The organism is Streptomyces daghestanicus (assembly GCF_020521275.1).
GTDB classification, from domain to species: Bacteria; Actinomycetota; Actinomycetes; order Streptomycetales; family Streptomycetaceae; genus Streptomyces; species Streptomyces griseoviridis.
Genome location: NZ_BNDX01000008.1, coordinates 722,730 through 745,998 on the forward strand (window position 1 = coordinate 722,730; position 23,269 = coordinate 745,998).

At 72.3% G+C, this 23,269-nt stretch carries 23 protein-coding genes, 1 pseudogene and 2 riboswitches; of the genes and pseudogenes, 8 read left to right on the forward strand and 16 right to left on the reverse strand.

The features are described 5' to 3' along the window. Positions 1-20: 20 nt before the first annotated feature. Both Sdagh_RS12630 and Sdagh_RS12635 read right to left on the reverse strand, forming a co-directional pair. Positions 21-710 carry an SDR family oxidoreductase gene (locus Sdagh_RS12630; protein WP_189419849.1) on the reverse strand — a complete coding sequence of 230 codons (690 nt, stop codon included), beginning with the start codon at positions 708-710 and terminating at the stop codon, positions 21-23. A gap of 60 nt (positions 711-770) precedes the next feature. After that, positions 771-1,310, reverse strand: coding sequence for an LOG family protein (locus Sdagh_RS12635; protein WP_189419851.1), 540 nt, complete (start codon positions 1,308-1,310; stop codon positions 771-773). A 94-nt stretch (positions 1,311-1,404) separates the two neighbouring features. On the opposite strand from Sdagh_RS12635, the gene Sdagh_RS12640 reads away from it, so the two are divergent. Both Sdagh_RS12640 and Sdagh_RS12645 read left to right on the forward strand, forming a co-directional pair. After that, positions 1,405-1,728: a DUF427 domain-containing protein gene (locus tag Sdagh_RS12640; RefSeq protein WP_226535080.1), complete on the forward strand. Its 324-nt coding sequence runs from the start codon at positions 1,405-1,407 to the stop codon at positions 1,726-1,728. Between the two features lie 38 nt (positions 1,729-1,766). Beyond that, a pseudogene (locus tag Sdagh_RS12645) lies at positions 1,767-2,541 on the forward strand (alpha/beta fold hydrolase). Positions 2,542-2,568: 27 nt separating this feature from the next. Here the strand turns inward: Sdagh_RS12645 and mnmA are convergent. Then, a complete protein-coding gene (gene mnmA, locus Sdagh_RS12650; protein ID WP_189419855.1) occupies positions 2,569-3,705 on the reverse strand; it encodes a tRNA 2-thiouridine(34) synthase MnmA in 1,137 nt (378 codons plus the stop codon). 61 nt (positions 3,706-3,766) lie between these two features. On the opposite strand from mnmA, the gene Sdagh_RS12655 reads away from it, so the two are divergent. Continuing rightward, positions 3,767-4,534 (forward strand): N-acetylmuramoyl-L-alanine amidase, encoded by a 768-nt coding sequence (locus tag Sdagh_RS12655; RefSeq protein WP_190077442.1) that lies wholly within the window; start codon positions 3,767-3,769, stop codon positions 4,532-4,534. Positions 4,535-4,544: 10 nt separating this feature from the next. On the opposite strand, the gene Sdagh_RS12660 is transcribed toward Sdagh_RS12655, so the two are convergent. The 3 genes from Sdagh_RS12660 to Sdagh_RS12670 are packed head-to-tail and all read right to left on the reverse strand — an operon-like array spanning position 4,545 to position 6,253. Further along, on the reverse strand, positions 4,545-5,714 hold the full coding sequence (locus Sdagh_RS12660; protein ID WP_190077443.1) for a cysteine desulfurase family protein: 1,170 nt from the start codon (positions 5,712-5,714) through the stop codon (positions 4,545-4,547). Between the two features lie 53 nt (positions 5,715-5,767). Then, positions 5,768-6,034: a DUF4190 domain-containing protein gene (locus Sdagh_RS12665; RefSeq protein WP_189419861.1), complete on the reverse strand. Its 267-nt coding sequence runs from the start codon at positions 6,032-6,034 to the stop codon at positions 5,768-5,770. 54 nt (positions 6,035-6,088) lie between these two features. Further along, positions 6,089-6,253, reverse strand: a complete 165-nt coding sequence (locus Sdagh_RS12670) for a hypothetical protein (RefSeq protein ID WP_189419863.1) — start codon at positions 6,251-6,253, stop codon at positions 6,089-6,091. A 123-nt stretch (positions 6,254-6,376) separates the two neighbouring features. On the opposite strand from Sdagh_RS12670, the gene Sdagh_RS12675 reads away from it, so the two are divergent. After that, complete coding sequence (locus Sdagh_RS12675) at positions 6,377-7,006, forward strand: TetR family transcriptional regulator (RefSeq protein WP_189419865.1); 630 nt, start codon at positions 6,377-6,379, stop codon at positions 7,004-7,006. Between the two features lie 14 nt (positions 7,007-7,020). On the opposite strand, the gene Sdagh_RS12680 is transcribed toward Sdagh_RS12675, so the two are convergent. From Sdagh_RS12680 to Sdagh_RS12725, 10 genes are all read right to left on the reverse strand, one after another. Further along, complete coding sequence (locus Sdagh_RS12680) at positions 7,021-7,881, reverse strand: thioesterase family protein (protein WP_190077444.1); 861 nt, start codon at positions 7,879-7,881, stop codon at positions 7,021-7,023. A 69-nt stretch (positions 7,882-7,950) separates the two neighbouring features. Beyond that, entirely contained in the window at positions 7,951-8,610 is a 660-nt protein-coding gene (locus tag Sdagh_RS12685; RefSeq protein ID WP_190077445.1) for a trimeric intracellular cation channel family protein, read from the reverse strand. A 113-nt stretch (positions 8,611-8,723) separates the two neighbouring features. Then, complete coding sequence (locus tag Sdagh_RS12690; RefSeq protein WP_370594972.1) at positions 8,724-10,004, reverse strand: ABC transporter ATP-binding protein; 1,281 nt, start codon at positions 10,002-10,004, stop codon at positions 8,724-8,726. 23 nt (positions 10,005-10,027) lie between these two features. After that, a complete protein-coding gene (locus Sdagh_RS12695) occupies positions 10,028-11,125 on the reverse strand; it encodes an ABC transporter ATP-binding protein (RefSeq protein WP_189419872.1) in 1,098 nt (365 codons plus the stop codon). Next, entirely contained in the window at positions 11,122-12,120 is a 999-nt protein-coding gene (locus Sdagh_RS12700; protein WP_189419874.1) for an ABC transporter permease, read from the reverse strand. The genes Sdagh_RS12695 and Sdagh_RS12700 overlap by 4 nt, the downstream gene beginning before the upstream one ends. A 110-nt stretch (positions 12,121-12,230) precedes the next feature. Continuing rightward, positions 12,231-14,024, reverse strand: coding sequence for an ABC transporter substrate-binding protein (locus Sdagh_RS12705; protein ID WP_190077446.1), 1,794 nt, complete (start codon positions 14,022-14,024; stop codon positions 12,231-12,233). A 71-nt stretch (positions 14,025-14,095) separates the two neighbouring features. Then, on the reverse strand, positions 14,096-15,103 hold the full coding sequence (locus Sdagh_RS12710; RefSeq protein WP_189419878.1) for an ABC transporter permease: 1,008 nt from the start codon (positions 15,101-15,103) through the stop codon (positions 14,096-14,098). Positions 15,104-15,414: 311 nt separating this feature from the next. After that, the gene (locus tag Sdagh_RS12715; RefSeq protein ID WP_189419880.1) at positions 15,415-16,224 is read right to left on the reverse strand and encodes an enhanced serine sensitivity protein SseB C-terminal domain-containing protein; all 810 of its coding nucleotides are present in this window, start codon (positions 16,222-16,224) and stop codon (positions 15,415-15,417) included. A 169-nt stretch (positions 16,225-16,393) separates the two neighbouring features. After that, positions 16,394-17,188, reverse strand: coding sequence for an enhanced serine sensitivity protein SseB (locus Sdagh_RS12720; protein ID WP_190077447.1), 795 nt, complete (start codon positions 17,186-17,188; stop codon positions 16,394-16,396). Between the two features lie 258 nt (positions 17,189-17,446). Then, positions 17,447-18,115 carry an AAA family ATPase gene (locus Sdagh_RS12725; RefSeq protein WP_189419884.1) on the reverse strand — a complete coding sequence of 223 codons (669 nt, stop codon included), beginning with the start codon at positions 18,113-18,115 and terminating at the stop codon, positions 17,447-17,449. A 318-nt stretch (positions 18,116-18,433) separates the two neighbouring features. Then, positions 18,434-18,528, forward strand: a riboswitch (glycine riboswitch). Further along, a riboswitch (glycine riboswitch) is annotated at positions 18,529-18,656 on the forward strand. A 42-nt stretch (positions 18,657-18,698) separates the two neighbouring features. On the opposite strand from Sdagh_RS12725, the gene gcvT reads away from it, so the two are divergent. The 4 genes from gcvT to Sdagh_RS12745 all read left to right on the forward strand — a co-directional run bounded on the left by gcvT (position 18,699) and on the right by Sdagh_RS12745 (position 23,155). After that, positions 18,699-19,817 (forward strand): glycine cleavage system aminomethyltransferase GcvT, encoded by a 1,119-nt coding sequence (gene gcvT / locus Sdagh_RS12730; RefSeq protein ID WP_190077448.1) that lies wholly within the window; start codon positions 18,699-18,701, stop codon positions 19,815-19,817. A 144-nt stretch (positions 19,818-19,961) separates the two neighbouring features. Beyond that, positions 19,962-20,342: a glycine cleavage system protein GcvH gene (gene gcvH, locus Sdagh_RS12735; RefSeq protein ID WP_189419888.1), complete on the forward strand. Its 381-nt coding sequence runs from the start codon at positions 19,962-19,964 to the stop codon at positions 20,340-20,342. A 12-nt stretch (positions 20,343-20,354) separates the two neighbouring features. After that, entirely contained in the window at positions 20,355-21,617 is a 1,263-nt protein-coding gene (gene glyA, locus Sdagh_RS12740; RefSeq protein WP_189419890.1) for a serine hydroxymethyltransferase, read from the forward strand. A gap of 170 nt (positions 21,618-21,787) precedes the next feature. Continuing rightward, positions 21,788-23,155 carry an L-serine ammonia-lyase gene (locus tag Sdagh_RS12745; protein ID WP_189419892.1) on the forward strand — a complete coding sequence of 456 codons (1,368 nt, stop codon included), beginning with the start codon at positions 21,788-21,790 and terminating at the stop codon, positions 23,153-23,155. Positions 23,156-23,269 lie beyond the last annotated feature (114 nt).

The window sequence follows — 23,269 nt, forward strand, 5'->3', positions numbered from 1 at the left end:
CGGAACGTTCCGCGTGCCGATCACCGCCCGGGGCGCACCGTCAGGTCGTTGACCTCGGCGTCCCGGGGCAGGTCCAGGGCCATGACGATCGTCGTGGCGACCGATTCGGGGTCGATCCAGCGCGCCGGGTCGTACTCCTTGCCCTCCTGCTGGTGCACCTTGGCCTGCATGGGGCTGGCGGTGCGGCCGGGGTAGACGGAGGTGACCCGGACGCCGTTGCCGTGCTCCTCCTGGCGCAGCGCGTCGGCGAGGGCCTTCAGGCCGTGCTTGGACGCGGCGTAGGCGGCCCACTCGGCGTGCGCGTTCAGGCCGGAGCCCGAGTTGACGAAGACCACCTGGCCCTGGGCGGCGCGGAGCTGGGGCAGCAGCAGCCGGGTCAGCTCGGCGGGCGCGACCAGGTTGACGTCGAGCTGGTGGTGCCAGGTCTTCGGGGTCAGCTCCCCGACCGGGCCGAGGTCGACGACGCCCGCGATGTGCAGCAGGGAGTCGACGCGGTCGGGCAGGGTCTGGTGGGACAGCGCCCAGGACAGCTTGTCGGGGTCGGCGAGGTCGCCGACGAGGGTGCGGGCGCCGGGGAGCGCGGCGGCCAGTTCCTTGGCGCGGCCCGCGTCGCGCGCGTGGAGCACGATCTCGTCCCCGCGCGCGTGGAGGCGGCGGGCGACGGCCGCGCCGATGCCGGAGCCGGCTCCGGTGATCACATGTGTTGCCATGCCGCCATGCTCGCACCCCTGGTGCCGTGCCCGGCGCCCCGCCGGCACGTCACCGCCGGCTCACGCGACGCCCCGGCTCTCCTCCAGGTAGGCGAGCGCGCCGACCGGCTCCTCGGCGAAGAACACCAGCTCGGCGAGGGGCCGCGGCAGGAACCCCTCGTCCTCCATCCGGCGGAACTGCTCCTTGAGCCCGTCGTAGAAGCCCGCGGTGTTGAGCAGGACGACCGGCTTGTCGGTGTGCCCGTGCTTCTTCAGCTCCAGGATCTCGGTGGCCTCGTCCAGGGTGCCGGTGCCGCCCACCATGATCACCACGGCGTCGGACTTCTCCAGCAGCAGCCGCTTGCGCTCGGCCAGGTCGGAGGCGATGACCATCTCCTCGACGCCCTCGCGCGCGGTGGCCGCGAGGAAGGTCACGGAGACCCCGCAGAGCCGTCCGCCGGCCTCCTGCACGCCGTCCGCGACCACCTTCATCAGGCCGACGTCCGAGCCGCCCCACACGAGCGTGTGCCCGCCCTTGCCGAGCAGAGCGGCGAACTCCTTCGCGGGGCGCGTGTAGCGCTCGTCGAGGTCGGCGGCGGAGAGGAAGACACAGATGTTCATGGCGGCAACGGTACGGCGCCGTCCCGCCGGGGAAGAAGTCGCTTTCGCGGCGTGCTGTCACGAGGACACCGCCGGCCCGAGGAGGAGGACGATCGTGACCACCGGACACCGCATCACCGTGGAGCCCACCGACCGGCACGTGCGCGTGACGCGCGAGGGGCAGGTCCTGGCGGAGAGCGACGAGGCGCTGCTCCTGAAGGAGACGGGCTGCCCCGACCGCTACTACCTCCCGGCCCTGGACGTCCGGGTCGACCTGCTGACCCCGTCCCGTACGACCACTCACTGCCCCTTCAAGGGCGACGCGGTCTACTGGTCGCTGCCGGACGCGCCGGACTCCGTCTGGGCGTACCCGGACCCCAAGGAGGAGGTACAGGCGATCAAGGACCACCTGTGCTTCTACGACGTCGAGGTGTCGTGACGGCCTGACCGTGCCCGGTGGGGGCAAGCTGCTCAGGCATGGAGACGACACAGTCACGCGACGGCACGCCCCTCGCCCACACCCGCACCGGCCGGGGACCGGCCGTGATCCTGGTCAGCGGCGCCCTCTCGACGGGCGCCACCCTGGCGCCCCTGGCGGCCGCGCTCTCGGACCGCTTCGAGGTCCTGGTGTACGACCGCCGGGGCCGCGGCGGGAGCGGGGACACACCGCCCTACGCCGTCGACCGGGAGGTCGAGGACCTGGCGGCGCTGATCGAGGTGCTGGGCGGCGAGGCGTCCCTGTACGGCATCTCGTCCGGCGGCGCGCTGGTGCTGCGGGCGGCGGCGGCCGGGCTGCCGGTGCGCCGGGCGGCCGTCTACGAGGTGCCGTACGCCCTGGACGACGCGGACGCGGCGGCCCGCGCGGAGTACACCGAGCGGCTGACGCAGGCGCTGCGCGACGGCCGGCGCGGGGACGCGGTGGAGCTGTTCCTGCGGCTCACCGGCCTCGGCGAGGAGATGATCCGGGGCGCCCGCCGGTCGCCCATGTGGGCGGGCCTGGAGTCGGTCGCGCCGAGCCTGGCGTACGACGACGCCGTCCTGGGCGACGGGCGTCCACCGCGCGAGGCGCTGGCCGGGATCGGCGTCCCGGTGCTGGCCCTGGCGGGCGGCGCGGGCGCCCCGGCGATGCGCGCGGCGGCCCGGGAGATCGCGGAGACGGTCCCAGACGGCCGGTACGCGGAACTCGCGGGGCAGAGCCACATGGTGGAACCGGGAACTGGCGCCGGCGCTGGCGGAGTTCTTCGGCGGCTGACCTGAGCGGGTGTGCCCGGGCCGGCGCTCAGGCCGCCCCGGCCGTCGCCCGGACGGTGGCGGCGATGGTCGCCGAGCCCACCACGCGGGTGCCGTCGTACAGCACGATCGCCTGGCCGGGGGCCACGCCGCGGACCGGCTCCGCGAAGACGACCTCCAGGGAGCCGTCGACGACCTCGGCGCGGACCGGTGTCTCCTCGCCGTGGGCGCGGAGCTGGGCCGTGTAGGTGCCGGGGCCGGTGGGGGCGGCGCCGCACCAGCGGGGCTTGATCGCGCGCAGCGCGCCGACGTCGAGGGCGTCGGCGGGGCCGACGGTCACCGTGTTGGTGACCGGGGAGATGTCGAGGACGTAGCGCGGCTTGCCGTCGGGGGCGGGGGTGCCGATGCGCAGGCCCTTGCGCTGGCCGATGGTGAAGCCGTAGGCGCCCTCGTGAGTGCCGAGGCGGTTGCCGGACTCGTCGACGATGTCGCCCTCGGCGCGGCCGAGGCGGTCGGCGAGGAAGCCCTGGGTGTCGCCGTCGGCGATGAAGCAGATGTCGTGCGAGTCGGGCTTCTTGGCGACGGCCAGGCCCCGCCGCTCGGCCTCGGCGCGGATCTCCGCCTTGGTGGTGACGGTGTCGCCGAGGGGGAACATCGCGTGGGCGAGCTGCCGGTCGTCCAGGACGCCGAGGACGTACGACTGGTCCTTGGCCTGGTCGGAGGCGCGGTGCAGCTCGCGGACGCCGTCCTCGCGCACGATCACGCGGGCGTAGTGGCCGGTGCAGACCGCGTCGAAGCCGAGGGCGAGCGCCTTGTCGAGGAGCGCGGCGAACTTGATCTTCTCGTTGCAGCGCAGGCACGGGTTCGGCGTGCGGCCGGCCTCGTACTCGGCGACGAAGTCCTCGACGACGTCCTCCCGGAAGCGGTCGGCGAGGTCCCAGACGTAGAACGGGATGCCGATGACGTCCGCGGCGCGGCGGGCGTCGCGGGAGTCCTCGATGGTGCAGCAGCCCCGCGCGCCCGTGCGGAAGGACTGGGGGTTCGCGGAGAGCGCGAGGTGGACGCCGGTCACGTCGTGCCCGGCTTCGGCGGCGCGGGCGGCGGCGACGGCGGAGTCGACCCCGCCGGACATGGCGGCGAGGACACGGAGAGGGCGGCGGGTGCGCTGCGGGGTGTCGTCAGTCATAACCCTTCCAGAGTACGGGTGGCCGGGGAACCGGAGCGCGCGGATATGCGTTCTCGGTCACATGGAGGCGAACAGCCGATCCACGAGCGGATCACCGAAGGACACCGACCGGCGCATCGGCAGACGCGCGCTGCTCGTCGGTGGCGCGGTGACGGCCGTGGGCACCGCGGTGCTGGCCCGCGACGAGCTGGGCCGCCTGTGGTGGCGGGTGCCGGGCGTGGAGCGGCCCCGCGAGGACGGGGAGGTCGACTACCGGGGCGCCCGCTGGGTGGCGGCGTCGGACGCGAACTGGCGGCGCGCGGACCGGCCCGAGGACTACTCCATAGACATGGTGATCGTCCATGTCACGCAGGGCAGCTTCGAGGGCGCGGTGCGGGCCTTCCAGGACCCGGGGCACCAGGCCGCCGCGCACTACGTCGTGGGGCAGGACGGGCGGATCACACAGATGATCCGCGAGCTGGACGTGGCCTACCACGCGGGCAACCGGGCGTACAACGAGCGCAGTGTCGGCATCGAGCACGCGGGGTTCGTGGACCGGCCGCAGGACTTCACGGACGCGATGTACGCGGCGTCGGCGCGGCTGACCGCGGGGATCTGCGCCCGTTACGGGATACCCGTCGACCGGAAGCACATCATCGGCCATGTCGAGGTGCCGGGCACCGACCACACCGATCCGGGGCCGCACTGGGACTGGGACCGGTATCTGGAGCTGGTGCGGCGGGCGAAGACGGCCCTGCCGTCGGAGTCGCCCTCCGGCTCACCCTCCGGCTCGTCCTCCGGCTCGCCGTCCGACGGGACGGGCAGGTCCGCGGACAGCTCCTCGGTGTGACCGGCGGGCCCTACGTCAGTCCCGCCGCGCGGGCCCGCTGCACCGCCGGGCCGATCGCCTTGGCGAGGGCCTCGACGTCGGCCTCGGTGGAGGTGTGGCCCAGGGAGAAGCGCAGGGTGCCGCGGGCCAGGTCGGGGTCGGTGCCGGTGGCGAGCAGGACGTGGCTGGGCTGGGCGACGCCCGCGGTGCAGGCGGAGCCGGTGGAGCACTCGATGCCCTGGGCGTCCAGCAGGAGCAGCAGGGAGTCGCCCTCGCAGCCGGGGAAGGTGAAGTGCGCGTTGGCCGGGAGCCGGCCGCCGGGCGCCGGGTCGCCGCCGAGGAGCGCGTCCGGAACCGCCGTACGCACCGCCTCGACCAGGCTGTCGCGCAGGGCGCCGATCTCGCGGGCGAAGCTTTCGTGCCGTTCGGCGGCGAGGCGGCCGGCGACGGCGAAGGAGGCGATGGCGGGGACGTCGAGGGTGCCGGAGCGGACGTGGCGTTCCTGCCCGCCGCCGTGCAGGACGGGGACGGGGGTGTGCTCGCGGCCGAGGAGCAGCGCGCCGATGCCGTAGGGGCCGCCGATCTTGTGGCCGGAGACCGTCATCGCGGCGAGCCCGGAGGCGGCGAAGTCGACCGGGAGCTGGCCGACGGCCTGGACCGCGTCGGCGTGCAGCGGAACGCCGAACTCGGCGGCGACGTCGGCGAGTTCACGGACCGGCATGACCGTGCCGATCTCGTTGTTCGCCCACATGACGGTGGCGAGGGCCACGTCGCCGGGGTCACGGGCGATGGCCTCGCGCAGGGCCTCGGGGCGGACCCGGCCGTGGGCGTCGACGGGCAGGTACTCGACGGTCGCGCCCTCGTGCTCGCCGAGCCAGTGCACGGCGTCGAGGACGGCGTGGTGCTCGACGGGGCTGGCCAGGACCCGGGTGCGGGCCGGGTCGGCGTCGCGGCGGGCCCAGTACAGGCCCTTGACGGCGAGGTTGTCGGCCTCGGTGCCGCCGGCGGTGAACACCACCTCGCTGGGGCGGGCGCCCAGCGCCTCGGCGAGGGTCTCGCGGGCCTCCTCGACGGTGCGCCGGGCCCGGCGGCCGGACGCGTGCAGGGAGGAGGCGTTGCCCGTGGCGCCGAGGTGCGCGGTGAGCGCCTCGACCGCCTCGGGAAGCATCGGGGTGGTCGCGGCGTGGTCGAGGTAAGCCATGGTGCCGCCGATTCTACGGGGCGCCCCCGGCAGGCCCCCGGGGGGACGGCGGCTCACAGGCTCCAGGAGACCGTCTGGTCGGCCTGCACGAGCGCGGCGAGGACGAGCAGGTCGGCGACGCCCAGGCCGAGGCCGAGGAAGGCCCGGCCACGCCGGGCGGTGCCGCGCCACAGGGCGGCGGCGGCGAGCACGATGGCGACCGGCCCGAGGACGATGTTGAGGACCAGGAGGCCGAGCAGGCCCAGGACGAAGGAGGCGACGGCCATGCCGTCGGCGTCCCTCAGGCCGGTGCGGCGGGCGGCCGGTGCGGTGAGCTGCATGGTGATCTCCCTGCTGTACGTCGTGGGACGGTGCGTCGGTGGGCCGGGCGGGCGTCAGCGGGCGGAGGTGCTCCGGCGGCGGTGCCGCTCGCGGAGGGCGAAGACGCCGAGCCAGGCGGCGATGACGAGGGCGGCGACGGCGGAGAGGCCGAGCGGCGCGTGGGCGACGGTGCCCAGGACGACGCCGAACAGCAGCAGCGCGGCGACGAGAAACAGCATGAGGTCCACTCCCCAGGTTCCCGAGATTCGGTGAACGGTTGTAGTAACACTCGTTCACTGACTACCCAGTCTAACGCGCGCCAAGACTTTTCAATTCCGGAGAACAGTTGTTAACTGCATGGCATGAGTCACACCCTCGGCGTCCGGCAGGCCCAGAAGCAGCGCACCCGGCAGGCGCTCCTGGACGCGGCGCTCGAACTGCTGGAGGAGCAGAGCCTGAGCAGCCTGGGACTGCGTGAGGTCACCCGCGCGGTGGGGGTGGCGCCCACCGCCTTCTACCGGCACTTCCCCTCCACCGCCGACCTCGGGGTCGCACTGGTCGAGGAGGCGCTCGGCAGGCTGCACCCGATGATCCGGACCACCGTGACGCCGGACGGCGACAGCGGGGAACGCATCGCCCGCGCTGTGGAGTTGATCGAGGGTCACGTACGGGAGTACCCCTCCCACGTCCGGTTCATCGCGCGGGAGCGGCACGGCGGGGTGCAGCCGGTGCGGGCGGCGATACAGGAGCAGCTCGGCCGTTTCACCGAGGAGGTGCGGGCCGAGCTGGCCAAGGACCCGCAGTCGGCGGGGTGGCACGACGACGACCTGCTGATGCTGGCGGGCCTCTACGTCGACCAGATGCTGATCACGGCCTCCCAGTTCCTGGAGACGCTGGACGCCCCGGACGGCGAACGGCGGCGGGTGGCCGAGACCGCCACCCGCCGCCTGCGCCTGATCAGTGTCGGCCGCCGGCACTGGACGGCGGCCTGAGCACTTGGGAGGTGTCAGCCCCGTTTGACCCGGGCCAGTTGCCGGGACTGCGCCACCAGCCGGCCCGCGCTGTCCCACACCTCGGCGTCCTCCTCCAGGAAGCCGCCGGCGAGGTTGCGGGTGGTGACGGAGACCCGGACCGGGCCCGGCGCCGGGCGGCACCGCACGTGCGCGGTCAGCTCCACCGTGGGCACCCAGCCCGCGAGGCCCAGCTCGAAGGCGGTCGGCGGCAGCGCGTCGACCGCGAGCAGCAGCGCGAGGGGGTCGGTGTCGCGGCCGTCGGCCAGCCCGAACCAGGCCCGCATCTCACCCTTGCCGGAGGGCTTGCCCAGCGCCCAGCCCAGCGTCGCCGGGTCCAGCTTGAGCAGCAGCCGGTCGGCGAAGGCGGAGCCGCCGGCGACCGGCGCGGGCCCGTCCTCGGGGCCGAAGCACTCCTCGATCGGCGGCATGGCGGGCGGCTCGGCGGAGGTGCGGACGTCGTCCGGCAGGGTGTCGAGGTCGCCGTAGGAGGCGAGGACACGGATGCGTTCGACCTCGTTGCCCTCGTCGTCGTACTGGAAGAGGGAGGCCTGGCCGGTGGAGAGGGTGCGGCCGGTGCGGACGGTCTCGGTGCGGACGAGGGCCGGGCCGGGGCGGGAGGCGGTGAGGTAGTGCGCCGAGAGGGTGAAGGGGTCGGGGTGCGGGAGGGCGTCGGCGAGCGCGCGGCCGAGGACCGCCAGCAGGAATCCGCCGTTGACCACGCCGAAGATCGTCCAGTCGGCGGAGAGGTCGATGGCGTAGACGCCCGGTTCGCGGCGGGTGAGGGCGGTGTCCCGGTCGAACTCGCCGGCGCCGACGGTGGCCCGTGCGGCCGGTGCGGAGGCTGCTTCTGGCATGGCTGCACGGTACAACAGGGGCCTACTAAGCGGTAGCTTTCGTCCACTCCCCAGACCGTGACCGTGCCCTCACTCGGTCTCCAGCACCGTGGAGCGCCGGTTCCACGCCCGCGGGGCCCGCCAGTGGAACCGCATCGCGCACAGCCGCAGCACGAACGCGGTGACCACCGCGAGACCGCTGGTGAGCGGCGTGAGGCCGTCGAAGCGGATGCACAGGGCGACCATGGCGGCGCCGACGATCGCGGGGACGGCGTACAGATCGCGGTCCCAGCGCAGCAGCGAGGGCACCTCGTTGGCCAGCACGTCGCGCAGCACACCGCCGCCGACCGCGGTGGCGAGTCCGAGACAGGCGGAGGCGGTCAGGCCGAGTCCGTAGTCGTACGCCTTGGTCGTCCCGGCGACGCAGAACAGGCCGAGGCCGGCCGCGTCGAAGACGTTGACGCCGGCCTGGAGGCGTTCGACGTGCGGGTGGAGGAAGAAGACCAGCACGGTGGCGAGCAGCGGGGTGACGAAGTAGCCCAGGTCGGTGAAGGCCGCGGGCGGTACGGCGCCGATCACCAGGTCCCGGAAGAGCCCGCCGCCCAGCGCGGTGACCTCGGCGAGGACGGCGATGCCGAACACGTCGAAGTTCTTGCGGACGGCCAGCAGCGCGCCGGAGATCGCGAAGACGAAGATGCCGATCAGATCGAGCGTGTGCTGGACGGACGGGGTGAACAGTTGCTGGTACACCCCGTCATTCTCACCCGCACGCGGGCCCCCGCCTTGCGAACGAAGGCGGGGGCCCGGTCTGCGGCGGGATCCGCCGCGGGGTCCTCCGGGGGACTACGGCGTCCCCGCGGGGGTCACTTCTCCTCTGCGGTGCCCTCCGCCGCCTCGGGCGCGGTCTTCGCGGCGCCGTCCTCCGCCGCCCCGGGTGCGGTCTTCGCGGCGCCGTCCTTCGACGCCTCGGTGTCCGGGCCGCCGGACTCGACCTCCGCGGCCACCGCCGCCGAGGTCTCGGCCGACGCGGCCAGCGCCTCCTCGGAGACCAGCTCCGCCGCCTCCTTGGCGTCGGAGAGCAGGACCACGTCCTGCGGGGCCTGGTCCGCGAAGTTCTCCGGGTGGTGGCAGGCGACCTGCTGTCCCGGCCGCAGCTCCGCCAGCGGCGGCTCGGTGGTCCGGCAGATCTCCGTCGCCTTCCAGCAGCGGGTGTGGAAACGGCACCCGGCCGGCGGGGAGATCGGCGAGGGCACGTCGCCCTTGAGCAGGATGCGCTCGCTCTTGGCGCCGCGGCGGGCCGGGTCCGGGATCGGGACGGCCGACAGCAGCGCCTTGGTGTACGGGTGCATCGGCGACTTGTAGAGCTGTTCGCGGTCGGCCAGCTCGACGATCTTGCCGAGGTACATCACCGCGATCCGGTCCGAGACGTGCCGGACGACGGACAGGTCGTGCGCGATGATGACGTACGTCAGGCCCAGCTCCCGCTGGAGGTCGTCGAGCAGGTTGACGACCTGGGCCTGGATGGAGACGTCCAGCGCGGAGACCGGTTCGTCGGCCACGACCAGCTTGGGGCTGAGCGCGAGGGCGCGGGCGATGCCGATGCGCTGGCGCTGGCCGCCGGAGAACTCGTGCGGGTAGCGGTTGTAGTGCTCGGGGCTGAGCCCGACCACCGACAGCAGCCGCTGGACCTCCTTCTTCACCCCGCCCTCGGGTTCCACGCCCTGGAGCCGGAAGGGGGCGCTGACGATCGTGCCGATGGTGTGGCGCGGGTTCAGCGACGAGTACGGGTCCTGGAAGATCATCTGCATGTCCCGGCGCAGCGGGCGCATGCCGCCCACGCCGAGGTGCGTGATGTCCGTGCCCTCGAACTCCACCGTGCCGGCGGTCGGTTCGAGGAGCCGGGTGATCAGCCGGCCCATGGTCGACTTGCCGCAGCCGGACTCGCCGACCACGCCGAGGGTCTCGCCGGACTTCACCTCGAAGTCGAGGCCGTCGACCGCGCGGACCGCGCCGACCTGCCGCTGGAGCAGGCCCTTCTTGATCGGGAAGTGCTTCTGGAGCCCGGTCACCTTCAGCAGGGTCTCGCCGGGGGCGGCGTCGCCCTTGGTGATCACCGTGCCCTCGCTCTGCGCGGGGATGTTCACCGCTTTGTCGTCTGCCTTGTCGCTCACAGCTTCGGCGCAATCTCTTCGGTCCAGATACGCTCCCGCTGCTCCTGCGTCATGTGGCAGGCGGCCCAGTGCTTGCTGCCGATCTCGGTCAGCTCGGGGCGGACCGTGCGGGTGACGTTGTCCTTGGGCACGTCGGCGTACGGGCAGCGCGGGTTGAAGGCGCAGCCGGACGGGATGTTGATGAGCGAGGGCGGCGATCCCTTGACCGGGATCAGCCGCTCCTGCTGGTCGCGGTCGAGGCGCGGCATCGAGCCGAGCAGGCCCCAGGTGTAGGGGTGGCGGGGCTCGTAGAACACCTTCTCGGCGGGGCCGCGCTCGATGCACCGGCCGCCGTACATCACCAGCAGGTCGTCGGCGAGTTCGGCGACGACGCCGAGGTCGTGGGTGATGACGATGACGGCGGAGCCGAACTCCTTCTGGAGGTCCCGGATGAGGTCCAGGATCTGCGCCTGGACGGTGACGTCCAGGGCGGTGGTCGGCTCGTCGGCGATCAGCAGCTCGGGGTTGTTGACCAGCGACATCGCGATCATCGCGCGCTGGCGCATGCCGCCGGAGAACTCGTGCGGGTAGCTGTCCACCCGCTTGTCCGGCTGCGGGATGCCGACCCGGTCGAGCATCTCCACCGCACGGCGCCTGGCGGTCTTCTTGTCCACCGGGTGGTGGATGCGGTACGCCTCCACGATCTGCTGGCCGATCGTGTAGTACGGGTGCAGCGCGGAGAGCGGGTCCTGGAAGATCATCGCCATCTGGCGGCCGCGCAGCTTGCGGACCTCTTCGGGGTCGGCGGAGAGCAGCTCGGTGCCGTCCAGCCAGATCTCGCCGGAGATCTGCGCCTTGCGCTTGCCGTACTGGCCGGCGGTGTGCAGGCCCATGATGCCGAGCGAGGTGACGGACTTGCCGGAGCCGGACTCGCCGACGATGCCGAGGGTCTTGCCCTTCTCCAGCTGGAAGGTGAGCCCGTCGACCGACTTGACCAGGCCGTCGTCGGTCGGGAAGTGCACCTTCAGGTCGCGTACTTCGAGGAAGGCGGTCGGCGCGGGAGAGGTGCCGGTGGGCTCGCCCACCGCGGCTCCGCTCTTGCTGAGGTCGGTCATGCGAGCCTCACTCGGGGGTCGATCACGGCGTACAGCACGTCCACCACGAGGTTGGCGATGAGCACCGCGAGGGAAGTGATCAGGGTGACGCCCAGGATGACGGGCAGGTCCTGGTTCTTGATCGCGTTGAGCACGGCCTGGCCGAGGCCGGGCAGGTTGAACGTGGTCTCGGTGAGGATGGCCCCGCCGATGAGCGCGCCGAGGTCCATGCCCAGCATGGTCAGGATCGGCGTCATCGTGGAGCGCATGGCGTGCTTGCCGATGACGGTCTGCTCCCGCAGGCCCTTGGCGCGGGCGGTGCGGATGTAGTCCTCGCCGAGGATCTCCAGCATCGTGGCGCGGGTGATCCGCGCGTACATCGCGGCGTAGAGGAACGCCAGGGTGATCCACGGCAGGATCAGGCCGCCGAACCAGCCGGTGAAGCTGTCCGTCAGGGGCACGTACCGGGCGTCGAGCCAGTCGAGCCCGAACGCGAAGACCGCCAGGCTGGCCATACCGGTGAAGTACACGGGCAGGGAGACACCCGCCAGGGCCACGACCATCGCGCCGCGGTCCCAGAAGCTGCCCCGCTTCAGCGCGGAGAGCACACCGGCCGCCATGCCGAGGACGAGCCACAGCACGGCCGCGCCGAGCGCCAGGGCGAGGGTCACCGGGAAGCGGTCGGTCAGCACCGGCCAGATGGCCTGTTCGCTGCGGAAGGAGTATCCGAAGCAGGGGGCGGCGCAGTGCGTGACGTCGCCGCCGCCCGCGTAGGTGCGGCCGGCGAAGATGCCCTTGAAGAACTCCCAGACCTGGGAGTAGATCGGGTCGCTCAGGCCCAGCTTCTGGCGCACCGCCTCGACGGCGGCCGGGTCGGCCTGCTTGCCCACGAAGCTCGAGGCGATGTCGACGCCCGCCCACTTGGGGACGAGGAAGAAGATGCCGAAGACCACCATGATGATGACCACGAGCATCACTGCGGCGGCGAACAGCCGCCTGAAGAGGTAAGCGAGCACAGCGATCGGCCCGCTGCGGGACCGCGGGCCCCGGAGGTCTTCCGGGGGCCCGCGATCGCGCCGCGCCGGCCTTCACCTGCCTTTCGTGCCGTACGGCGGGTGTTTACCGGTTACTTCGCGGACTTCAGGCCGAGGTTGACGAAGTCGTACATACCGCTGTAGCCGTCGGTGGTGTACACGTTCGCCAGGCGGCTGGAGCGCCAGTTCACGAACTTCTCGAAGACGAAGGGCAGGTAGTACGCGCCCTCCATCACCTTGTGGTTGATCTCTGTGGCGATCTTGGCCTTGCCGGCGTCGTCCAGCGTGTCGACGTACTCGTCGAAGAGGCCGTCGATCTCCTTGTCCTTGATGAGCGCGTAGTTGTTGTTACCGCTCTCCAGGATGTAGTCGCTGCTCCACAGCGGCAGACCGTAACCCTGGACGGACGGGAAGTCCGGGCCCCAGCCCATGATGATGATGCCGTAGTTCTTCTTCTTGACGTTCTCGGGGCTGCCGATGATGCCGGCGGTCTGCGAACCGTCGTACTGGTCGATCTCGGCGGTGATGCCGACCTTCTTCAGCGACGCCTGGAGGGACTGCGCCGTGGCGACCTCGACCGGCTTGTTGTTGCGGACCGCGATGGTCGTCTTGAAGCCGTTGGGCTGGCCGCAGGCCTTGAGCGCCGCCTTGGCCTCCTCGACGTTGCCCTTCTTGTTGTCGCCGGCGAGCTTGTACGGGTCGTACTTCTGGCCCTCGGCGCCCGGGACGGACGGCGGCAGCATGTTGGTGCCGATGTCACCGCCGGCGACCGGGCCGCCGCGCGCGGTCTGCAGCGAGACGTGGTCGGCGCCGAGGATGACGGCCTTGCGGCACTCGAGCTTGTCGAACGGCTTCACGCTCTGCGGGAAGACCGCGTAGCGGATGTAGCCGGAGACCGGGTTGTCCAGGTTGGCCTTGTGCTGCTTCAGCGCCGTGGTGCGGCCCTGCGGCGACATGCCGGTCTGGTTGATGTCCAGGTCGATGTCGCCGTTGAGCAGGCGCTGGTCGAGCTGGTTGGCGTCCGAGAAGAACTCGACGGTGATCTTGTCCGGGTAGGCCTTGCGGACCGGGTCCGAGGCCTGCTTCCACTCGGTGTTGCGGACCAGGGTGAGGTCCTTGCCCGGGGTGTAGGACTCGAACTTGTACGGGCCGGAGGAGAACGGGTGCAGACCGTACTTGGACTTGGTGTCCTTGTCCTGGCGGACCGGGGAGGCGGAGGTGAGCGCCAGCATCTCCTCGAAGTCCGAGTTGGCCTTCGGGAGCTTGAAGACGATGGTCTTCTCGTCCGGCGTCTCGATCGCCTTCAGGCCGAGCTTGTCCTTGGACTTGTCCTTGTACGGACCCGGGTACTCGTCCTTGGGGTCGAGCACCTCCTTGAGGTACGTCGGACCGCCGGACAGCACGTCCTGCGCCCAGACGCGCTCGATGCCGTACTTGACGTCCTGGGAGGTGATCGGCTTGCCGTCCTCCCAGGTGATGCCGTCACGCAGCTTGTACGTGTACGTCTTGCCGTCCTCGGAGACCTCGGCGGTCGAGGTCGCGAGGTCCGGGGTGACCCCGGCGCCGGCGGCACCCGCTTCCGTCTTGTTCGTGACGAGCTGGCGGCTGTAGTAGCGCGAGAAGTTCCACATGAAGCCGTAGTAGCCGCGCGTGGTGTCCCACGAGTCGGCGTCCTGGGCGCCGCCGAACTTCAGCGTGCCGCCCTTCTTGGCCAGCGAGGCCTGGGCGACCTTGTTGTTCGCGGCGTCGAAGCCGGCCGCGCCGTTCTTCGATCCCCCGTCGTCGCTGTCACCGCCGCCGCACGCCGCCGTGGTCAGCAGCGCGGCGACCACTGCGGCAGCGGCCGCAGCCCGCTTACGCCGCCCTGAGGTGCGTTGGGTAGTCACGATCTCGGATCCTCCGGATTAGATGAGAGACCCCGTGCAGGAGCCACGGGACGCTTGTGCCGTGCGGGAGTTCAGCGGGAGCCCTTCGGGTCCAGCGCGTCGCGCACGCCGTCGCCGAAGAGGTTGAAGGCGAGCACGGTGATGAAGATCGCCACGCCGGGGACCACCATGTACATGGGGTCCGACTCGTAGTACTCGATCGCGCTCGACAGCATCTGCCCCCACGAGGCCGTGGGCGGCTTGACACCCACGCCCAGGAAGCTGAGGGCCGCCTCGGTGAGGATGTTGGTGGGGATCATCATCGTCGTGTAGACGATGATGGGCGCGACCAGGTTGGGCAGCAGTTCCTTGAACAGGATGTAGAACCGCCCCGCGCCCAGGGAACGTGCGGCCTCGACGTACTCGCGCTCGCGCATCGAGAGCGTCTGGCCGCGCACCACGCGTCCGATGTACGGCCATCCGAAGAAGCCGATGACCAGGATCATCACGAAGACGCGCACGCCGGTTCCGTGCAGGCCCAGCATGTCGTTGGGCATCACGGAGACCAGCGCGATGATGAAGAGCAGCTGCGGGAAGGCCAGCAGGCCGTCCATCACCCGGCTGATCAGGGAGTCCACCCAGCCGCCGAAGAAGCCCGCCAGGACGCCGAACACCGTTCCGAAGATGACGGCCACGACGGCGGAGAGGAAACCGACCAGCAAGGAGATGCGGGCGCCGTAGAGGATGCGGGCGAGGATGTCGCGTCCGTTGACCGGCTCGACGCCGAGCAGGTGGTCGCCGCTGATGCCGCCGAGCGACCCCACGGGGGTGCCGAACAGCGGGTCGATCAGGTCCTCGTGGTACTCGTTGGGGTCCTGTCCGAGCAGGCTCGTGATGACCGGCGCGAGCAGCGCGACCGCGACGAGCAGGAGCACCACGACGGCGCCCGTGAGGGCGAGCTTGTCCCGTTTCAGGCGCTCCCAGGCGATGCGGCCCAGGGATCGCCCCTGTACCGACTTCGACTCGGCGCCGGCAACCGCCGCTTCCTCGGCCGCACTCGGGGCCGCTTCCGCGGTCGGCTCGTGCAATGGTGCCGTCATCTGGCAGGGACCCCTCTCAACCGGCGGTAGCCGGCCCGCACTTGCCGCGGTGGCGGCGTGATCAGTCCGTCGTACACATGGGGCGAAGGCCCCTGGTGCGGGAGTCTTCAACGCCTGGGTGATCTGTAGCCAGACCTGACGGTGAATGGATGCGCAACCGTGATGCTGTTTGAGGGTTTCCGTTATCCGGACGCCGGGTAACACCGAGCGGACGCGGACGAGTTGGGGCACCTGGGACAGAAGGGGACCTACCCCCTTTGCTCTACGCGCGGAGATCACTCCGACACGCAGCGGAATCAATCATTCCGCTGTCAGTGGCGGCCGCCCGCCGGAGGATAGCCGTAGCCGCTCACCGGAGCCTGCGCGGGGGCCTGGCCCGGGGCCGCGTGCGCCTCCCGGTCGTAGAACGGGCGGGCGTTGGCGCGCAGCCACATGGCGACCGGGTCCAGGGCGTCCGACATCGCCACGGTGGACACCGGCAGGCCCTCGGGCATCGCGCCGACCGAGCTCCGCATCATCGCGCGCACCGCGCCGACGGCCGGCGGGGAGGTGTCGTAGACGTCGAGGCCGATGGCGAGGTACGGCGCGCCGAGGGCCGGCTGCACCCAGGCGCGGCGCAGCGAGCGGACGACCGGGGTGCGGTGGGCGTTCTGCGTGAGCAGCGCGTAGAACTGCGGGATCTCGACGGCCGGTTCGGACAGCCGCAGCGGGCCGGCGGGCTGGCGGTCCAGGCCGCCGGCGATGCGGCGCAGGTCGAGCCAGGGGATGCCGACGCCGCCACCGGGGGCGTGCGGGTTGAGCCAGAGGCCGTAGCGGTCGGGGTAGAGGGCGCGGGCGACCTCCAGTCCGTCGACGACCTCGTAGGAGCGGTTCCAGCCGCTGGCGGACAGCTCCTGGGCGGAGGTGACGCAGGGGGCGTAGCCGTGGCCGTCGACCTCCATCTTCCCGTACTGGGCGTCCGGGGAGCCGGCCTGGCCGTGCCAGAGCAGCATCCAGACCTGGCCGGAGGCGGGGGCCGCGAGGGCGCGCAGCAGCGACTCGTAGGCGTCGTAGCGGCCGGGCGTCACCTGGCGCAGCATGTGCTCGATCTGCCCGGCTGCGGCGGTACCGCTCGCGCTCACGTGTTACCGACCTCTCGGGAAGCGTGCGTGGTTGGGGTCCAGCTTAGGCGGCTCCGCCGACAGGGGGCGCCTTCCGGCTCGGGGGTTCTCGTCCGTCCGCGGGTGCCGGAGCGCCGTGGCTCGGCGCGCCGTTCCCCGCGCCCCTTCCGGGCGCTTCCCCCGGCGGCGACTAGGGGTTCCCCTGGTAGAACGGGCGGACCCGTTCGCGCAGCCAGTGGCAGACGGGGTCGTCGGCCGCTTCCAGGAGGACCAGGTTGACCGGCCACTTGACCGGGACGCGGCCGAGGGCGCGGCCGAGGGCGTCCAGCGGGACGGCGCGGGCGTCGCCCTCGAAGCGGGTCAGTTCGACGCCGACGAACATGACCGGGTCGGCGGTCTCGATGGCGGCGAGGCAGCGGCGGGCGGTGCCGACCACGCCGGTCGCGGCGAACTCCGCGGACGCGGCGGCCAGGAAGTCCACCGGGTCGTCCTGCCAGTCGGGTTCGAAGAGGCGGACCCGGCCGCCGCCGGCGGGGCCGTCCAGCGGGCCGCGCCCGGCCCGGCACAGCTCGGCCACGGCGGGCGGCGGCAGCGGGATGCCGACGACACCGTCCGGGTTGACGGCGATGCCGACCTGCGGGGGCAGACCGCGGGCGAACTCCACGGCGGGCGCGATGGTGTACGCCATGTGCGCGCCGGCGGCCTGGCGGAACTGCTCCTCGGAGCTGAACACCGGGACGTACGCCTGGCCGTCGATCTCCAGGGTGGGCAGGTCCAGGGGGCCGCTGTGCGGACCGCCGCCGTTGGGCAGCGGAATCCAGAGGAAGCTGCGGCCGAGGACCTCGACTATCCGGCCGCCGGCGCCCGGCACGCCGAGGGCGGCGGAGAGCACCTCCTCCAGTTCGTTGCCGGGCCATCCGCCGTGCGGGTGGGGGTGCGCCTGCGCCGGGAAGTCCGCGGGGAAACCCGCCGCCGGGAAGTCCATCTGCCTACCGCCTGTGTGGGACCGCTGCTGTCGGCTGAAAAGGCTAACCCGGACGGCCCCGGGGGCGACCGGTCCGACGGTCAGCAGGTGAAGCCCATCCGGTGAAGCCCATCCGGCGGTCAGCCGGTGAAGCCCATCCGGCGGTCAGCCGGTGAAGCCCATCCGGCGGTCAGCCGGTGAAGCCCATCCGGCGGTCAGCCGGTGAAGCCCATCCGGTGAAGCCGAGCCGGCGGTCAGCCGGTGAAGCCCATCCGGCGGTCAGCCGGTGAAACCGATCCGGCGCAGGGTGTCGGCCGCCGCCCGGTCCAGCAGCACCGCGGCCGCGCAGCCGGGCGGCAGGTCGCCCCGCTCCGCCGCGCGCAGCAGCCGGGTGGTGGCGGCGCGGTGGCGCAGGAACGCGTACTTCGAGACGCCCCGGCCGCGCTCGCGCTGGCCTTCCAGGGCCTGCTCGGCCTCCACGTCGAGCAGCAGCAGGTGCAGGGTGCCGCCGCGCCGCCGGGCCTCGTGGGCCAGCCAGCGCCGGACCCAGGTCTGGGTGCCGCAGTCGTGCACGACGACGCCGGCGCCGGAGCGCAGGGCGCGGCGCAGACCGGCGTAGTGGGCGAGGCGGACGAGCGGGCGGTAGACGGCGTACGGCAGCAGGCGCGGCACGCGCCGGTCCCAGCGGTCGCGGGTGTCCTGGGAGTCGATGCGGGTGCCGCGCACGGTGCGGCGCATCAGGGTCGACTTGCCGCTGCCGGGCAGGCCGGTGACGGCGACGAGGTCCTGCGGGCCGAAGAGCAGGGCGTGCGGGCTGTGACCCGCGCGGCCGCGCAGGTCGCGGACGACGGGTGCGGGCCGCTCGGCGCACGCCTCCCGGGCCGGGGCGGGGTGCGGCGCGGGCAGCGCGAGTCCCGCGGTCGTGGCGTATGCCGTGGTCCTGTTCACCGTGATCGTCCTCCCCTGGGGCGGTTCACGAGTTCCCCTCCCCGTCGAGTGTAAAGAGAAGGTAATGCGGTGGTCTCGCGTTTTGGTGCACTTCCTGCCACAAGCCGGTCACAGATGCCGGCCGCGCGGTGGCGCGGGCGGATCCCGGAGGGGGTGGGGCGGACCTCGGGGGCGCGGGGGTGCAGGGAGCGGGCATCGGGGGCGCGCGAGCCCGGCGCAGAGGGTGGAACGGGCGGGCGCAGGGCTGCGCGGGGCGGGCGTCGGGGGTGTCGCCGGGGCCGGTGCTACTGTGGCCGCGCCAACTGCATACCGGCCGTTTGAATCCGCGCGGGAGAGTCCCCGGCCGTCGCCGGGGCGCCGAAGGAGCAAGTTCCTCCCTTGAATCTCTCAGGCACCGTCACCGCGCGGGCGAGGCACATCTGAAAAGCGGGCTGCCGTCGGGCGGTCCCACCCAAGGTGCAAGTCCTGACCACGACCGGTACGTCCGGTGGCGCGTGTGGTCACGGCGAACCTCTCAGGTACCGATGACAGATGGGGAGGGCCTTCCTCGCCCTGCCGTCCTGTCCTGGGAGACGACCGACCGATGAGCAGTACCGCACCCCGCCGTACGGCGCTGGACGCCGTCCACCGCGCGCTCGGCGCCACGATGACCGACTTCGCCGGCTGGGACATGCCGCTGCGCTACGGCTCCGAGCGCGACGAGCACACCGCCGTGCGCACCCGCGCCGGCCTCTTCGACCTCTCGCACATGGGCGAGATCACCGTCACCGGCCCGCAGGCGGCCGCCCTGCTGGACTTCGCCCTGGTCGGCAGCATCGGCACCGTCAAGCCGGGCCGCGCCCGCTACACCATGATCTGCCGGGCGGACGGCGGCATCCTGGACGACCTGATCGTCTACCGGCTGGCCGACACCGAGTACCTGGTGGTCGCCAACGCCTCCAACGCCCAGGTGGTGCTGGACGCCCTCACCGAGCGGGCGGCCGGCTTCGACGCCGAGGTCCGCGACGACCGGGACGCCTACGCGCTGCTCGCCGTGCAGGGGCCGCGGTCCCCGGGCATCCTCAAGGGCCTCACCGACGCCGACCTGGACGCGCTGAAGTACTACGCGGGCCTGCCCGGCACGGTCGCCGGTGTCCCCGCCCTGATCGCGCGCACCGGTTACACCGGCGAGGACGGCTTCGAGCTGTTCGTCGCCCCGGCGGACGCGGAGCGGCTGTGGCAGGCGCTGACCGAGGCGGGCGCGGCGGCCGGTCTCGTCCCCTGCGGCCTGTCCTGCCGGGACACGCTCCGCCTGGAGGCCGGCATGCCGCTGTACGGCCATGAGCTGACGACCTCGCTGACGCCCTTCGACGCCGGGCTCGGCCGGGTGGTGAAGTTCGAGAAGGACGGCGACTTCGTGGGCCGGGCCGCGCTGGCCGAGGCCGCCGCGCGGGCCGAGCAGGCCCCGCCGCGCGTCCTGGCCGGCCTGGTCGCCGAGGGCCGCCGGGTGCCGCGCGCCGGGTACCCGGTGGTCGCGGACGGCCGGGTGATCGGTGAGGTCACCTCCGGCGCCCCCTCCCCCACGCTGGGCAGGCCGATCGCCATGGCGTACGTCGACGCGGCGCACGCGGCACCGGGCACGCCCGGGGTCGGCGTCGACATCCGGGGCAGCCACGAGCCCTACGAGGTCGTGGCGCTGCCGTTCTACAAGCGCCAGAAGTAGGCCAGAAGCCGCCCCCGGAAGCAGCCCCGGGAACATGAGGGGCGGCCCCCGGAGACGCCCGAAGCGGCCCCGGCGGCCTTCCGACCGCCACCACGTCCCCACCACGTCCACCACCGCACCCCCGCATACAGGAGAATCCAGGCCATGAGCAACAACCCCCAGCAGCTCCGCTACAGCAAGGAGCACGAGTGGCTGTCGGCCGCCGAGGACGGCGTCTCGACGGTCGGCATCACCGAGCACGCGGCCAACGCCCTCGGCGACGTCGTCTTCGTCCAGCTCCCCGAGGTCGGCGCGGCCGTGACCGCGGGCGAGACCTGCGGCGAGCTGGAGTCGACCAAGTCGGTCTCCGACCTGTACTCCCCCGTCTCCGGCGAGGTCACCGAGGTGAACGAGGACGTCGTGGACGACCCGTCGCTGGTGAACTCCGCGCCCTTCGAGGGCGGCTGGCTGTTCAAGGTGCGGGTCGCGGACGAACCGGGCGACCTGCTCTCCGCCGACGAGTACACGGCCTTCTCGGCCGGCTGAGGACCGCGGACGATGAACCTTCTCGACACCCCGCTGCACGCACTGGACCCCGACGTCGCCGCCGCCGTCGACGCCGAGCTGCGCCGCCAGCAGTCCACCCTGGAGATGATCGCCTCCGAGAACTTCGCGCCCGTCGCGGTGATGGAGGCCCAGGGCTCGGTCCTGACCAACAAGTACGCCGAGGGCTACCCCGGCCGCCGCTACTACGGCGGCTGCGAGCACGTCGACGTGGTCGAGCGGATCGCGATCGACCGGATCAAGGCGCTGTTCGGCGCCGAGCACGCCAATGTGCAGCCGCACTCCGGCGCCCAGGCCAACGCCGCGGCGATGTTCGCGCTGCTGAAGCCCGGCGACACGATCATGGGCCTGGACCTCGCCCACGGCGGGCACCTGACCCACGGCATGAAGATCAACTTCTCCGGCAAGCTGTACGACGTCGTCCCGTACCACGTGGGCGACGACGGCCTGGTCGACCTGGCCGAGGTGGAGCGCCTCGCCAAGGAGAAGAAGCCGAAGCTGATCGTGGCCGGCTGGTCGGCGTACCCCCGGCAGCTGGACTTCGCCGCGTTCCGCCGGATCGCGGACGAGGTCGGCGCGTACCTGATGGTCGACATGGCGCACTTCGCCGGTCTGGTCGCGGCGGGCCTGCACCCCAACCCGGTGCCGCACGCCCATGTCGTCACCACGACCACGCACAAGACGCTGGGCGGCCCCCGCGGCGGTGTGATCCTCTCCACGGCCGAGCTGGCCAAGAAGATCAACTCCGCGGTCTTCCCAGGTCAGCAGGGCGGTCCGCTGGAGCATGTGATCGCCGCCAAGGCGGTCGCCTTCAAGATCGCGGCCGGCGAGGAGTTCAGGGAGCGCCAGCGTCGTACGCTGGAGGGCGCCCGCGTCCTGGCCGAGCGCCTGGTGCGGGATGACGCGAAGGCGGCGGGTGTCTCGGTCCTGACCGGCGGCACCGACGTCCACCTGGTCCTGGTCGACCTGCGCGACTCGGAGCTGGACGGGCAGCAGGCCGAGGACCGGCTCCACGAGATCGGCATCACGGTCAACCGCAATGCCGTCCCGAACGACCCGCGTCCGCCGATGGTGACCTCCGGGCTGCGCATCGGCACCCCGGCCCTGGCGACCCGCGGCTTCACCGCCGAGGACTTCACCGAGGTCGCGGACGTGATCGCCGAGGCGCTGAAGCCGTCCTACGACGCCGACGCGCTGAAGGCCCGGGTCACCGCCCTGGCCGACAAGCACCCGCTGTACCCCGGGCTGGACCGGTAGTCCGGGACCGCAGCCGCCGTACCCGGGCCGAACCGGCGGCCCGGGGCCGCACCCGCCGTCCCGGGCCGCACCACCGGCCCGGGACGGGCACCCCTCGGGGCGCCGGGCCCGCCACCAGCGGACGGCGCCCCCTTCCCTCCCCGCACCACCCCCGCTTTGAGGAGTCTTCCGTGGCCATCTCGGTCTTCGACCTGTTCTCGATCGGCATCGGGCCGTCGAGCTCGCACACGGTCGGCCCGATGCGCGCGGCCCGCATCTTCGCCCGCCGGCTGGGCAACGAGGGCCTGCTCGGCTCCGTCGCCTCGGTCCGCGCGGAGCTGTACGGCTCCCTCGGCGCCACCGGCCACGGCCACGGCACCCCCAAGGCGGTGCTGCTCGGCCTGGAGGGCGACTCCCCGCGCACGGTGGACGTCGAGTCGGCCGACGCCCGGGTGGAGCGGATCAAGGCCGACGGCCGGCTGCACCTCCTCGGCGAGCACGAGATCCCGTTCGACTTCGACGCGGACCTGGTCCTGCACCGGCGCGAGACCCTCCCGTACCACGCCAACGGCATGACCCTGTGGGCGTACGACGCGGCGGGCACGGAGCTGCTGGCCAAGACGTACTACTCGGTGGGCGGCGGCTTCGTCGTCGACGAGGACGCGGTCGGCGCGGACCGCATCAAGCTCGACGACACCGTGCTGAAGTACCCCTTCCGCACGGGGGACGAGCTGCTGCGTCTGACCCGCGAGACCGGCCTGTCCATCTCCGCCCTGATGCTGGAGAACGAGCGCGCCTGGCGAACCGAGGACGAGATCCGCGCCGGTCTGCTGGAGATCTGGCGGGTGATGCGGGCGTGCGTGGAGCGCGGCATGTCCCGCGAGGGCATCCTGCCCGGCGGCCTCAAGGTCCGCCGCCGCGCCGCCACCACCGCGCGCAAGCTCCGCTCCGAGGGCGACGCGCGGGCGCTGGCCATGGAGTGGATCACCCTGTACGCCATGGCCGTGAACGAGGAGAACGCGGCCGGCGGCCGGGTCGTCACCGCCCCCACCAACGGCGCGGCGGGCATCATCCCGGCGGTCCTGCACTACTACATGAACTTCGTGCCGGGCGCCGACGAGGAGGGCGTGGTCCGCTTCCTGCTCGCGGCCGGCGCGATCGGCATGCTGTTCAAGGAGAACGCCTCGATCTCCGGCGCCGAGGTCGGCTGCCAGGGCGAGGTCGGCTCCGCCTGCTCGATGGCGGCGGGCGCGTTGGCCGAGGTGCTCGGCGGATCGCCCGAGCAGGTGGAGAACGCGGCCGAGATCGGCATGGAGCACAACCTCGGCCTCACCTGTGACCCGGTCGGCGGCCTCGTCCAGATCCCCTGCATCGAGCGCAACGGCATGGCGGCGGTGAAGGCGGTCACGGCGGCCCGGATGGCGATGCGCGGCGACGGTTCGCACAAGGTGTCCCTGGACAAGGTCATCAAGACCATGAAGGAGACCGGCGCCGACATGTCCGTGAAGTACAAGGAGACGGCGCGGGGCGGGCTGGCGGTCAACATCATCGAGTGCTGAGCGCACGGGCCGTCGCGGCCGGCCGCCCGCGCACCCTGTCGGCGGCATGACGTGATCTTCCCGCGTTCACCACACGCGCCCCTGGTCACGGGCGGATCCGACGCGGCCACCCGG

What these genes read in the sequence shown, in the direction of transcription:
- Sdagh_RS12630 (WP_189419849.1), bottom strand. Translation starts at nt 710, where the DNA reads ATGGCAACACATGTGATCACCGGAGCCGGCTCCGGCATCGGCGCGGCC.
- Sdagh_RS12635 (WP_189419851.1), bottom strand. Translation starts at nt 1,310, where the DNA reads ATGAACATCTGTGTCTTCCTCTCCGCCGCCGACCTCGACGAGCGCTAC.
- mnmA (WP_189419855.1), bottom strand. Translation starts at nt 3,705, where the DNA reads ATGACTGACGACACCCCGCAGCGCACCCGCCGCCCTCTCCGTGTCCTC.
- Sdagh_RS12655 (WP_190077442.1), top strand. Translation starts at nt 3,767, where the DNA reads ATGGAGGCGAACAGCCGATCCACGAGCGGATCACCGAAGGACACCGAC.
- Sdagh_RS12660 (WP_190077443.1), bottom strand. Translation starts at nt 5,714, where the DNA reads ATGGCTTACCTCGACCACGCCGCGACCACCCCGATGCTTCCCGAGGCG.
- Sdagh_RS12665 (WP_189419861.1), bottom strand. Translation starts at nt 6,034, where the DNA reads ATGCAGCTCACCGCACCGGCCGCCCGCCGCACCGGCCTGAGGGACGCC.
- Sdagh_RS12670 (WP_189419863.1), bottom strand. Translation starts at nt 6,253, where the DNA reads ATGCTGTTTCTCGTCGCCGCGCTGCTGCTGTTCGGCGTCGTCCTGGGC.
- Sdagh_RS12675 (WP_189419865.1), top strand. Translation starts at nt 6,377, where the DNA reads ATGAGTCACACCCTCGGCGTCCGGCAGGCCCAGAAGCAGCGCACCCGG.
- Sdagh_RS12680 (WP_190077444.1), bottom strand. Translation starts at nt 7,881, where the DNA reads ATGCCAGAAGCAGCCTCCGCACCGGCCGCACGGGCCACCGTCGGCGCC.
- Sdagh_RS12695 (WP_189419872.1), bottom strand. Translation starts at nt 11,125, where the DNA reads ATGACCGACCTCAGCAAGAGCGGAGCCGCGGTGGGCGAGCCCACCGGC.
- Sdagh_RS12710 (WP_189419878.1), bottom strand. Translation starts at nt 15,103, where the DNA reads ATGACGGCACCATTGCACGAGCCGACCGCGGAAGCGGCCCCGAGTGCG.
- Sdagh_RS12720 (WP_190077447.1), bottom strand. Translation starts at nt 17,188, where the DNA reads ATGGACTTCCCGGCGGCGGGTTTCCCCGCGGACTTCCCGGCGCAGGCG.
- gcvT (WP_190077448.1), top strand. Translation starts at nt 18,699, where the DNA reads ATGAGCAGTACCGCACCCCGCCGTACGGCGCTGGACGCCGTCCACCGC.
- gcvH (WP_189419888.1), top strand. Translation starts at nt 19,962, where the DNA reads ATGAGCAACAACCCCCAGCAGCTCCGCTACAGCAAGGAGCACGAGTGG.
- glyA (WP_189419890.1), top strand. Translation starts at nt 20,355, where the DNA reads ATGAACCTTCTCGACACCCCGCTGCACGCACTGGACCCCGACGTCGCC.